This is a genomic window from Pseudoduganella ginsengisoli (genome assembly GCF_009720865.1).
Classification (GTDB): Bacteria; Pseudomonadota; Gammaproteobacteria; order Burkholderiales; family Burkholderiaceae_D; genus Rugamonas; species Rugamonas ginsengisoli.
In genome coordinates this window covers 1-11,096 of the sequence record NZ_WNLA01000050.1, presented here as the reverse complement: position 1 = coordinate 11,096, position 11,096 = coordinate 1, and the positions used below count along the sequence as shown (strand labels likewise).

Annotated in this window: 12 protein-coding genes; 9 read left to right on the top strand and 3 right to left on the bottom strand. The window is 62.6% G+C overall.

Features of this window, described 5'->3' with window-relative positions:
- From GM668_RS29920 to GM668_RS29905, 4 genes are all read left to right on the top strand, one after another.
- A partial coding sequence (locus tag GM668_RS29920) for a chemotaxis protein CheA (RefSeq protein WP_170305919.1) occupies positions 1 to 1,294 on the top strand: 1,294 nt, incomplete at its 5' end.
- Complete coding sequence (locus GM668_RS29915) at positions 1,291 to 1,524, top strand: hypothetical protein (protein ID WP_155442631.1); 234 nt, start codon at positions 1,291 to 1,293, stop codon at positions 1,522 to 1,524. The genes GM668_RS29920 and GM668_RS29915, both read left to right, overlap by 4 nt.
- 30 nt (positions 1,525 to 1,554) lie before the next feature.
- The gene (locus GM668_RS29910) at positions 1,555 to 1,923 is read left to right on the top strand and encodes a response regulator (protein ID WP_155442630.1); all 369 of its coding nucleotides are present in this window, start codon (positions 1,555 to 1,557) and stop codon (positions 1,921 to 1,923) included.
- A 10-nt stretch (positions 1,924 to 1,933) separates the two neighbouring features.
- Positions 1,934 to 3,181, top strand: a complete 1,248-nt coding sequence (locus GM668_RS29905) for a methyl-accepting chemotaxis protein (RefSeq protein ID WP_155442629.1) — start codon at positions 1,934 to 1,936, stop codon at positions 3,179 to 3,181.
- On the opposite strand, the gene GM668_RS29900 is transcribed toward GM668_RS29905, so the two are convergent.
- The gene (locus GM668_RS29900; protein WP_371868801.1) at positions 3,182 to 3,841 is read right to left on the bottom strand and encodes a helix-turn-helix domain-containing protein; all 660 of its coding nucleotides are present in this window, start codon (positions 3,839 to 3,841) and stop codon (positions 3,182 to 3,184) included.
- A 661-nt stretch (positions 3,842 to 4,502) separates the two neighbouring features.
- Here GM668_RS29900 and GM668_RS29895 point away from each other — a divergent pair.
- Positions 4,503 to 4,703, top strand: a complete 201-nt coding sequence (locus GM668_RS29895) for a hypothetical protein (RefSeq protein WP_155442627.1) — start codon at positions 4,503 to 4,505, stop codon at positions 4,701 to 4,703.
- A 187-nt stretch (positions 4,704 to 4,890) separates the two neighbouring features.
- On the opposite strand, the gene GM668_RS29890 is transcribed toward GM668_RS29895, so the two are convergent.
- Entirely contained in the window at positions 4,891 to 6,126 is a 1,236-nt protein-coding gene (locus tag GM668_RS29890) for a voltage-gated chloride channel family protein (protein ID WP_155442626.1), read from the bottom strand.
- 122 nt (positions 6,127 to 6,248) lie between these two features.
- On the opposite strand from GM668_RS29890, the gene GM668_RS29885 reads away from it, so the two are divergent.
- A complete protein-coding gene (locus GM668_RS29885) occupies positions 6,249 to 7,109 on the top strand; it encodes an MBL fold metallo-hydrolase (RefSeq protein ID WP_155442625.1) in 861 nt (286 codons plus the stop codon).
- 44 nt (positions 7,110 to 7,153) lie between these two features.
- Here the strand turns inward: GM668_RS29885 and GM668_RS29880 are convergent, their stop codons facing one another.
- Positions 7,154 to 8,569, bottom strand: a complete 1,416-nt coding sequence (locus GM668_RS29880; RefSeq protein WP_155442624.1) for a M20/M25/M40 family metallo-hydrolase — start codon at positions 8,567 to 8,569, stop codon at positions 7,154 to 7,156.
- Between the two features lie 136 nt (positions 8,570 to 8,705).
- Here GM668_RS29880 and GM668_RS29875 point away from each other — a divergent pair, with 136 nt between their 5' ends.
- The 3 genes from GM668_RS29875 to GM668_RS29865 all read left to right on the top strand — a co-directional run bounded on the left by GM668_RS29875 (position 8,706) and on the right by GM668_RS29865 (position 11,011).
- Complete coding sequence (locus GM668_RS29875) at positions 8,706 to 9,254, top strand: GNAT family N-acetyltransferase (RefSeq protein ID WP_155442623.1); 549 nt, start codon at positions 8,706 to 8,708, stop codon at positions 9,252 to 9,254.
- 95 nt (positions 9,255 to 9,349) lie between these two features.
- On the top strand, positions 9,350 to 9,805 hold the full coding sequence (locus tag GM668_RS29870; protein WP_155442622.1) for a glycine zipper 2TM domain-containing protein: 456 nt from the start codon (positions 9,350 to 9,352) through the stop codon (positions 9,803 to 9,805).
- 108 nt (positions 9,806 to 9,913) lie between these two features.
- Positions 9,914 to 11,011, top strand: a complete 1,098-nt coding sequence (locus GM668_RS29865; protein ID WP_155442621.1) for a protein kinase domain-containing protein — start codon at positions 9,914 to 9,916, stop codon at positions 11,009 to 11,011.
- The last annotated feature ends 85 nt before the right edge of the window (positions 11,012 to 11,096 follow it).

Genomic DNA, 11,096 nt, shown 5'->3' with positions numbered 1-11,096 from the left:
CGACTGGCTGGCGGCCCACATGGCGGCCCGCGCTGCCGGCGCCACTGCCGCCGCGGGCGGTGGTGAGCGGCGTGGCGAAGACGAAGGGCGCTTCGGCCGCCGCGCCGACGACGTGCAAATCGGTAAAGTCCTCAAAGTAGACCAGGCCAAGGTCGAGCGCATGATGGATTTGATCGGCGAAATGGTGGTGGCAAAAAACAGCCTGCCCTACCTGGCCAACCGCGCGGAAAACCAGTTCGGCGTGCGTGAACTGGCGCGCGACATCAAGGCGCAATATGCCGTCATCAACCGCATTGCCGAAGAAATGCAGGACGCCATCATGCAGGTGCGGATGATGCCCGTATCGGTCGTGCTGCAGCGCTTCCCCCGCCTGGTGCGCGACATTTCGCGCCGTTTGGGCAAGGAAGTGGAACTGGTGCTGGAAGGCGAAGACACGGAAGCGGACAAAAATATCGTGGAAGTGCTGGCCGACCCGCTGATGCATATGGTGCGCAACAGCCTCGATCACGGCTTTGAAATGCCGGAACAGCGCCTTGCCAGCGGCAAACCGCGCTGCGGGCGGCTGCTGATCCGCGCCGTCCAGGAATCGGACCGCGTGCGTATTGAAGTGTGTGACGACGGGCGCGGCATCGATCCGGAACAGATACGCCGCAAGGCAGTGGCCAAAGGCATTATCGATGAGGCCCAGGCCGAGCGCCTGACCGATGCGCAAGCGCAGGAACTGGTGTTTGCGCCGGGCTTTTCCACGGCGGACGCCATCACCGACTTGTCGGGACGGGGCGTCGGCATGGACGTGGTGCGCACGGCGCTGTCGAATGCGGGCGGGACGCTGGAATTGCACAGCGTGCCCGGCGCCGGCACCACCTTGCGCCTGTCGCTGCCGCTGTCGGTAGCGGTCACCAACGTCATGGTGGTGGAATCGGACGGCCAGATCTTCGGCGTGCCGATGGACCTGGTGGTGGAATCCGTGCGCTTGCCGATGGCCGCCATCCGCTCCATCAAGCAAAGCATGACCACCGTACTGCGCGGCGCCATCGTGCCGCTGGTGGCCCTCAATTCGCTGCTGGCGCTGCCTGCGGAACCGCAGCCCAATGCCGACGACGAACTGGCCGCGCTGGTGGTGCGCGCCGGCGGCGAAAGAGTCGGCCTGCTGGTCGACCAGTTCCGCGGCGTCATTGACGTGCTGTTGAAACCCCTGCCCGGAGAACTGGGCAGGATGGCGTGCTATGCCGGTTCGGCGCTGCTGGGCGACGGGTCCGTGCTGATGGTACTGAACCCCAAGGAGCTGTTATGACCATTGAATACCAGAATAACGTGGCCCGTTTCACCGACACGGTGACGATCGAAGAAGCGGATGGCTTGCTGGCGTGGCTGGCCAGCCACCCCGATGCACGGGCCGATCTGGCGGACTGCACGCACTGCCACGCGGCCATCCTGCAATTGCTGATGGCGGCCCGTCCCGTCCTTGCCGCCCTGCCGCGCGATGCGGGGCTGGCCATCTGGCTGGGCGCCGCCCTGCCCTGATCCCTTTCATTTATCACAAGGAGTACTGCCATGTCCAAATCCATTTTCCTTATCGACGATTCCGCCACCATGCTGATGAGCCTGCGCAGCACGCTGGAAATGCACGGTTTGAAAGTCGATACCGCCAAAGACGGCCAGGAAGCATTCAACCGCATCAAGGGCGGCCTGAAGCCGGACTTGATCATCACCGACATCAATATGCCGAACATGAATGGCCTGGACTTCATCAAGCATGCCCGCACCGTGCTGCGCTTCACGCCCATCCTGGCGCTGACGACGGAAAGCGAAACCACCAAGCGCGATGAAGCCAAGCGCCTGGGCGCCACCGGCTGGCTGGTCAAGCCCGTTCCCGGCCCTGACTTGCTGAGCGTGATCCGCCGCCTGGTGCCGGGCGCATAAGGAGAGAGCCATGCGCCACCTGTTCATCGGCAGCGGCCGTTCCGGCAACCTGGCCAGCGCATTGCTGGCCGGCGCGGCAGGCTTGCTGCACGTGCGATTCCACGACACGCTGGCGCCGCTGTTCCACGCGCCCGGTTCGTATGCCGGCGAAGCGCTGCTGGTCGCCGTTGCGGTGTTCATGCTGCTGCAAGCGCAGCGGGGGCTTTCGATGCTGCTGCAGCCGCTGCTGCACGGCCGCATGCTGCGCGCCGCGCATGACTGGCTGGCGCAGCGCGCCGTCGTGCTGTCGCACCGCCAGCGGCTGCGCCGCAACCTCGAGGACTTGAATACGTACCTGCCGGTCGTGACGGGCCAGCTCGATGCGGCCAACCAGTGCACGGAACAAGGCGCGATAGCCGTGATGGCGGAACTGGAGTCGCTGAGCGGCGCCAGTTCGCAATTGCTGGAATTGCTGCGCGGCTGCGATGCCGACAGCGCTGCGCGCCAGTCAGCGCGCCTGCAGCAAAACCAGCAGATGCTGGAGCAGCTGGCGAACTTCATCGGCAGCCGCGCCAGCGAAGCGCAAACCGACGAACAGCGCGTCCATGACGTGCTGGCGCTGGTGGACAAGCTGGCAGGTTCCACGGAACTGATCCGCACCATTGCCCGCCAAACCAATTTGCTGGCGCTCAATGCCGCCATCGAAGCAGCGCGCGCCGGTCCGGCCGGCAAGGGATTTGCCGTCGTGGCCACGGAAGTACGGCACCTGTCGCAAGCGACGGAAAAGGCCACGGGCGCCATTGATGAAGCGCTGGCCGCCGTCGGCGGGCAGGTGCGGCAAAGCTTGCTGGCCATCGTTGCCAGCGCGCGCAACTGCGACACGCATATCCGCGCGCTGTCGGAAGGGTTTGAGCAGACCATGAGCGATTTCGCCGACACGCTGGGCGACTTGACGCGCATTTGCGGCCAGTCGCATGTGGCGATCGGCGACATCCACGGCAGAATCGTCGGCGCGCTGGGCCACATGCAATTCCAGGACGTCAGCCGCCAGCAAATTGAAAACGTCAAGGCCATGCTGGAGAAAATTGTCGCGCACCTCAATGACGTGGTGGGCGACGCCACATCGCCGCCAGCCGAGCAGCAGACCGCCCCGGCACTGGCCGCGATGCTGGAAGCGCACCGTTCGCAATATGTGATGGCGCAGCAGCGTGAAATTCACGATGCGGCGCTGGGACTGGAGGGTGGCGGGGCCGCCCGGCCGGCGATTGAACTGTTTTAATCAGCCAGGAGGCAGCCGCAATTCATTGCGCGCCTTTTGTGCGCAGCAGCCGCGCAGGAAGCCGCGCAACTCGTCAAATTCCACGGGTTTGCCAAAATACAGCACGTGGGGCGGGATGCCGCCCCGCTGTTCCAGCACGTCAGGCTCGACGCTGCTGAGGATGGCAATGCTCATGTCCGCCAATTCGGGACGCTCCAGCAGCGTACGGATCATTTCCAGCCCGTCCAGGCCCGCCATCATGATGTCTGATAACAGCACATCCGGCTTTTGCGCGGCAATTTCCAGCAGCGCCTTGTAGCCGTTATCGCAATACTGCACTTGCATCGGCAATTTCCACGCATTGAAGTGCTGCTGATAAACGACTTGCTGCATGGGATTGTCCTCGACAACCAGCACTTGCAGCGGCTGGCCGGCGCGCACCGGCGCCAGTTTCGGCGCTACGGCCGGCACCGCCGATGAGGCGGGCTCCGCCGTGGCAAGCGTGCTGGCTTTATACGCATGGACGGCGGACAACGGGATGCGCCGGTGTCCGCCTTTGGTTTTCCACGCCTTGATAATGCCCGCTTCCACCAGCTGTTGGACAGTCGATGGAGAAATCCCCAGCAGGCGCGCCGCCTCCGGTGTCGTGCATACCTCGTCGTTGAAATCACTATCGGTCACGTCTGGCCCATGCCTGTTAATCATAAAACAAGGAATTATCCTTTACTTTCAGGAACTAACCTAATTGTTTCACACTTTCTTAATATGGTCCTGCCCATTTCAATTCCGTAGAGCAACACTATTGCTCTTTTGTTCTATACAATATGTTTCCTGTCGCCATACTATACCTGTTATGCACGCGGGCATGCGGTGCGAGGGACTGTTACATGACATGATGAAGACCGTGACATTCATGCCTGCCATCATGTAGATTGACGGATGGCATTGCAGTGCAACAAAAGTCGTGGCAAAAAAGCGTCGTTTGATCGCCAAATTGGTGCAATTTTGGTATTACCAATTGTAAATATTGCACTTTTCAATCGTGCGCAGCATCATAATGTCGGCGGCTGAGTTCGCCAACTGATGCACACATAAAGCACCGCAAAGAAGGTGCAGACGGGTAAAGCAGCACGGGTTACACCAGAGTCACTTCGCGAGGTAAAAAAATTACCTCAATACAATTAAAATCTTGCGTCGCAGCAAAAGCATGTCAAGGGAAGAGCATAGACGTTGCTTTTTCACACCAAAAGTTGCATTTGGTTAAATAATTTTGCTTTTTATTTGACACTTATCAATGCGCTTCTGATAGAATATTTTCTATGACGCAACGGGTAGAGTAAAAATGAAAACATTTGCCATCTCAGCTATTGCCTTCTACTTCTTTTACGTTTTGAACGGTCTCATGGCTCCTGGTCATGCAACCCGCCAGCAACAAAGCGGCGCATGCCAAGAAGCAGTGACGGCTGACACCGGCTCCAAGGCCGCCTCCATCGGCGCCTGCAAGAGCACGAACCTGGTGGCTCGCACCATCGCCTCCAACTAAGCACTTGATCCGGACCTGGCTCCGGAATCCGGTGTGCGTCCGCAAGAGTTATACGGTTTTCACGATTTTTGCGGAATCGTCTTCCAGCATATTCCCGCGCTACGGATACCCTTGACGGCATCCGCAGCGCGGAACTGCGACTCCTTATTAGACTGTCCTGTTCCGCCCATTGCGCGGATGCCTGTGCTCACCGCAGCGGCGAGCCGGTTTTGCCGTGTTCGCGCCGCTGCGCATGGTAAATGCCTGTGTGGCCGGAAAACAGGTACGAGACCACGCACGCCAGCGCCGCGTACGGTCCGATCGCCGGGCCGAATAATTCCAGCGCCATCACAGTCGATGCAATCGGCGTATTGGCTGCGCCCGCAAAGACCGCGACAAAACCCAGCGCCGCCAGCAAGCCAAACGGCAAATGCAGCAGCGGCGCCAGCGCGTTGCCCAAGGTGGCGCCGATATAAAACAGCGGCGTCACTTCCCCGCCCTTGAAACCGCTGCCCAGCGACGCCACGGTAAAGGCAAACTTGCCAAGCCAGTCCCAGTGCGCCAGCTGGCTGTGGAACGCTTGCGCAATGACCGGCAAGCCCAGGCCGATGTAGCGGTCCGTCCCGAGCGCCCACACGGCGGCCGCCACGACGGCGCCGCCCAGCAATGGGCGCAGCGGCGCATACGCGATGTGCCGCTTGACCAGTGCGGACAGCGCATGGGTGCAGCGGGCAAACGCCATCCCGGCGAAACCAAATGCCATGCCGGCGCCGGCAACGGCCAGCAGCGCCAGCGCGCCGGCCGGCGGCACGAAGCCCGCGCTGTAATGCGTGTGGTGCACACCCCATGCGGTGGCTGCGAGATCAGCCACGATGGCCGCCACCGCGCAGGGATAAATCGCGTCGTAGCGCATGCGGCCGATGGCCAGCACCTCCAGCCCGAAAATGGCGCCGGCCAGCGGCGTACCGAATACGGAAGCAAAGCCGGCGCTGATCCCCGCAATCAGCAGGATGCGGCGGTCATGGGGCCGCAGGCGGAACACGTGCGTCAGCTGATCGGCCAGCGCACCGCCCATTTGCACGGCAGTCCCTTCGCGGCCGACCGAAGCGCCAAACCAGTGCGATACGACAGTCGCCGCCAGTACCAGCGGCGCCAGGCGCAGCGGCACCACTTGCTTCGGGTCGTGGATTTCATCGATCAGCAAATTATTGCCCGCCTCGACGGAGCGGCCAAAGTGCAAGTAAATCCAGCCGACGATGAAACCCGCCGCCGGCAGCAGCCAGATGATGGCCGGATGCGCACTGCGCGCCGCCGTGGCGGCATCGAGCGCAAACAGGAACAGGGCCGATGCGCTGCCCGCCAATCCTGCCACCAGGCTGGCAATCAGCGTCCATTTCGCGAGATAGATAAAAGGGGAAGTGAGGGAAGCGTCGTCGGTCTGCATGGCCCGCAGCATAGCATGCGGGGTATGATTGCTAAACGCAGCTACCACGCAGCTACCGCGCAGTTACCATCGCGTTATGAATTTTCATTATAATGACGCGGCCAAAAAACCGCAGAACTCATATGAATCCACAAGTCCAGGCTTTTTTCGATCCCGCCACATCCACCGTCACGTATGTCGTGCATGCGGGAGAAGGCAGTGCATGCGCGGTGATTGACTCCGTGCTCGATTACGACCCCAAATCCGGCCGTACGTCGACGCACAATGCGGACCAGGTGGTGGCATTCATCCGCGCACACCGCTTGCAAACCCAATGGCTGCTGGAGACCCACGCCCATGCCGACCATTTATCGGCCGCCCCTTACCTGCAGCAGCAACTGGGCGGCAAGATCGCCATCGGCGCTGCCATTTGCACCGTGCAGACAGCGTTTTCAGGCATTTACAATTTCAAGCATGCCGGCGCGCGCGATGGTTCGCAATTCGACCATCTGTTTGAAGCGGACGAGGCGTTCATGATTGGCGAGCTGCAGGCGCACGCATTGCACGTGCCAGGCCACACGCCGGCCGATATCGCGTACCAGGTGGGCGACGCCGTGTTCATCGGCGACACCATGTTCATGCCGGACGTGGGAACGGCCCGCTGCGATTTCCCCGGCGGTTCGGCCTCCACCCTGTACCACTCCGTGCGCCGCCTGCTGGCATTGCCGCCAGAAACGCGCCTGTTCATGTGCCACGACTACCCGCCAGCGCAGCGCGAGGCGGCATGGGAAACCACGGTGGCGGCACAGCGCGCCGCCAATATCCACATCCACGACGGCGTGTCGGAACAGGAATTTGTCGACATGCGCACGCGGCGCGATGCGACGCTGCAAATGCCGGTGCTGATCCTGCCTGCGATCCAGGTCAATATCAGCGCCGGCCACTTGCCGGAGCCGGAAGACAATGGCGTGCGCTATCTGAAGATACCGCTGAACGCTCTGTGAACTTGAGATGAGGATGCCCGGCCTGAAGGCCCGGCACCCTTGCGTTACCTTGCCTGCGCCGGTGCGCGGCCCAGCGGCTGGTCCATATTCGCCAGGAACCACGTCAGCGACGACATCACGGCCACGTGGCGTTTCAGGCTGTCCGGGTCCACTTTGTCGAGCGTGTCGGCCGGCGTGTGGTGGAAGTGGAAATAGCTGTGCGTATCGACCAGCGGCATGAACAGCGGCACACCACCCGATTCCAGCATGTGCAAGTCGGCCGCGCCCAGGTGGTCTTCACGCTTGACGATACCGGCGCCCAGCGGCTGCAATGCCTGCTGCAGCGGCGCGAAATACTTGACCGATTCCGGCGCGATACTGGCCAGGATGCCGAATGGACGGCCGCCGCCGCTGTCGCTCTCAATGCCCGCGAACTGCTTGCCCAGCGCATTCTTATAGGCCGCGTAATACGCCTCGCCCCCCTTCAAGCCATTTTCCTCGTTCATCCACGCCACCATGCGGATGGTGCGGCGCGGCTGCAATCCCAGCTGCTTGATGGTTTTCAGCACACCCATGGCGCCTGCCACGCCGGTGCCATCGTCATGTGCGCCCGTCGCCAGGTCCCATGAATCGAGGTGGCCGGACACGATCACCACTTCATCGGGCAGCTCGGCGCCCGGCAAGTCGGCAATCACGTTGAAGCTGTCCACGTCCGGCAAAGTTTGCGGCGTCAACGTCACGTGCATTTTCACCGGGCCGCGCTTCAGCAGGCGTCCCACCAGCATGGCGTCTTCCGCCGTCACGGCGGCGGCTGGAATGCGCTGGCTGTCGTTCAGGCGCGTCGCGCCAGTATGCGGGATGCGGTAATCGGCGCCCCCCACGGAGCGCACCAGCGCCGCCACGGCGCCCAGCGCTGCCGCTTCGCGCGGCCCATTGGTGCGGTAATTCGAACCCTGGCCGTACGCCGGGCCGGCCAGGCCGCGGTCGGCCATGGCCTGGTCGAACGGCACGTCGAACAGCACGATGGCGCCTTTGGCTTCCGCCGCGCGCGCTTTCAATTCATCGAAACTTTTCACCAGCAGCACCGGCGCGGTAAGGCCCGCCGCCGGCGTGGCGCCGGAGCCGCCCAGCGCAGTCAGCACCACGCGCTGCGACAGGCCGGCGGGACGGCCCGCATAGTCAACCAGTTCCGCGCTTTCCACGCCGCGCACCCAGTGCGGCACTTTGACCGGTTGCAGCGTGACCTTGGCGCCCAGTTTGCGCATGGCGTCGGCCACCTGTTCCACGGCAGCGGCGGCGCCCGGCGAGCCGGACAGGCGCGGGCCGATCAAGTCAGTCATGTCCGCCAGGCGCTCGAAAGCGTAATCGCTGCTCATGGCGGTGTCGCGGATTTGCCCCAGGGTGGCGGGGTCATTGGCCGGGGCGGCGGTAGCGGCGCCCAGCGTGCTGCATAAGACGGTGGTCAATACGGCAAGTTTCATTGGGATTCCTCAAAGAAAGGACAGAAACAATAACCGATTTATTAATGTTTCGCAGTGTATCTATCAAAAACCGCCACGTTGCCAGTTGCTTGCCATTGTCATACTATAAAGACATCATCATTCTCGGGGCCCCGACATGCTCAAGGGCAAACTGTGCACGGTACGCCATCTGTTGACGGCCGACTTGAATACCTTCATTGCGCTGGCCAATGATTTGCCGTCGCGCGGCGATTATTTTTCATCGCAGTTCAAGTCGCCGGAAACCATGCGCAAAGAGTTCATGCAAAACGGCTTCGTTACCGAAGACAGTGAACTGTTTGTCGTTGAAGACCTGGCGCACCACATCGTCGGCGTCATCACGCACTTCAAAAGCCGCACGCCGACCACGCGTGAAATCGGCTACCGGCTGTTCGACCCTGCCCTGGCTGGCCGCGGCTACATGACGGAAGCCACGCAAATGCTGGTCGATTACCTGTTCAACGTGCACGTGTGGCACCGGCTGGAATTGCTGATGGCGCCGGAAAACACGGCGTCCGTGCGGATTGCACAAAAGTGCGGCTTTGTCGAAGAAGGCGTGCTGCGCCAGTCCTTCTTTATCCATGGCCGTTATCAGGATGTAAAGGTGTACAGCCTGCTGCGCCAGGAATGGGAACAGCTGGCGTTACAAAGCCGCGGCGCTTTGTAAGAATATGTATGAGGTGTGGGCGAATTTTCCTACATCAGCTAAAGTGCTTCCATGAATCAAAGCCGCCCGCCGGGCATCGCTAAGGGGATCACATCATGCTGAACAAGAAATTTTTGACTGCCGTTGCCGTGTTGGGCGCCGTTGCTGTTTCGTCCACGGCCAGCGCCGCGGGTGACCGCGATTTCAATACTGCCGCCGGCGCCGTGATAGGCGCAGCCATTGGCAGCCAGAACGGTGGTTCCGGCGGCGCTGTGGTCGGCGGCATCGTCGGCGCGGCCGTTGGCAACAGCCTCAGCGGCGGCCATGGCCGCGGCTACGTCTCGACCCGCGTGTATGCATCGCCGGCGCCCGTGTATGTCCAGCCCGCGCCGGTATATTACGAGCCGGCCCCGGTCTACTATGAACCGGCGCCCCGCTATTACTACCGCCCTGCGCCACGCACCGTGTACGTGGAACCAGCCCGTCCGGTCGTGTATTACAACGAATACCGTGGCCACGGCTACTATCATGACCGTGGCTACCACCATGGCCACCACCGCCACGGCGATTAATTCCGCCCTGCCTTTAAAACGGCCTGCCGCTGCCGAGCGCCAGGCCGTTTTTTCATGCCCCCCCGCTAGCCATGGCCATCAGCGGCGCTGTGCCGCAAAAGGAGCGCCATGGACTGCTGCGGCACCATTATTCCCCTGGAACTGGGCCATTACCGGCTGATTGAACGGATCGGCGGGTCGGCCTATGGCGCCGTGTGGCGCGCGGCCGGTCCTGCCTTCGGCCCCTACAGCACACGCGAAGTTGCGCTGAAACTCGTGAATGAAGCGCAAATGGCGCAAGCGCATCCATCGCTGCGGCAACGGTGGATTGCCAGCGCAGAAGCGGAAATTGACTTCCTGGAATCGCTGGAACCGTGGGATGAACGGCACATCGTGCGCCTGCTCGACAGCGGCCGGCACCGGGGCTTGCCCGTCATGGCGCTGGAATTGATGGACTGCGACCTGGGCCGCCATATGCAGGCGCTGCGCCATGCCGGCAGCACGCTGCCGCTGGCCACCGTGCTGGCGTGGATGGGCCAGCTGAACCAGGCGCTGGGCAAGGTGCACCAGTATGGCTGGCGGCACCTGGACCTTAAACCCGGCAATGTGCTGGCCGATACGCGGCAGGGCCTCGTCAAACTGGCGGATTTCGGCGCCAACCGCCGATTGGCCGCCGCGCAGGAACACAGCTATACCGGCACCGCGAACTGGCAGGCTCCGGAACAATTTTTCCCGGCGCCGCATGGCGGCTACCTGACGGGCGCCGCCAGCGATTATTTTGCGCTGGGCGCCCTGTTTTATTTCCTGGCCACGGGCGGCATGCCGCTGCAATATGGCAGCGCATGCGGGCTGGCGCGGCGCGATGATCCGCACGGCGCGGCGGACGTCTTGCTGGCGCGCCATGGCGGCGCCATGCCGCCCACGCTGCTGCCCGATGAAATGGAAGGATTTGCACTGGCGTGCGGCCCGGCCGCAACGCCTGCGCTGGCATTATTGCGCCGGTTGCTCGATGCCGATCCCGCGGCGCGGCCACGCCATGCGCTGGACATCAGCCGGGCTCTGGCCGCCATTGCCGCCGCAGCCGGCTTGCCGCCGTTGCAAGGCTCGGCGTGGTGTGCACCGGGACACGCTGCCATGGCGCCTGCCGCCTTATGGCGCAACAGCGCGCAGCAGGCTTCCAATGACACCGCTTCCGCCACGGCATCCGCGGCAAGAGGCCGGCCATGACTGCCGCCATCTCCCGCAGTGGCACCGCCCGCACCGCTGCCGCGCGCACTGCCGCCGCAGCCCTGCTGTCCGCCGCCCGCGCCTG

Coding starts and splice junctions, on each gene's coding strand:
- GM668_RS29885 (WP_155442625.1), top strand. CDS start 6,249: ATGAATCCACAAGTCCAGGCTTTTTTCGATCCCGCCACATCCACCGTC.
- GM668_RS29870 (WP_155442622.1), top strand. CDS start 9,350: ATGCTGAACAAGAAATTTTTGACTGCCGTTGCCGTGTTGGGCGCCGTT.
- GM668_RS29910 (WP_155442630.1), top strand. CDS start 1,555: ATGTCCAAATCCATTTTCCTTATCGACGATTCCGCCACCATGCTGATG.
- GM668_RS29865 (WP_155442621.1), top strand. CDS start 9,914: ATGGACTGCTGCGGCACCATTATTCCCCTGGAACTGGGCCATTACCGG.
- GM668_RS29890 (WP_155442626.1), bottom strand. CDS start 6,126: ATGCAGACCGACGACGCTTCCCTCACTTCCCCTTTTATCTATCTCGCG.
- GM668_RS29895 (WP_155442627.1), top strand. CDS start 4,503: ATGAAAACATTTGCCATCTCAGCTATTGCCTTCTACTTCTTTTACGTT.
- GM668_RS29915 (WP_155442631.1), top strand. CDS start 1,291: ATGACCATTGAATACCAGAATAACGTGGCCCGTTTCACCGACACGGTG.
- GM668_RS29875 (WP_155442623.1), top strand. CDS start 8,706: ATGCTCAAGGGCAAACTGTGCACGGTACGCCATCTGTTGACGGCCGAC.
- GM668_RS29905 (WP_155442629.1), top strand. CDS start 1,934: ATGCGCCACCTGTTCATCGGCAGCGGCCGTTCCGGCAACCTGGCCAGC.
- GM668_RS29880 (WP_155442624.1), bottom strand. CDS start 8,569: ATGAAACTTGCCGTATTGACCACCGTCTTATGCAGCACGCTGGGCGCC.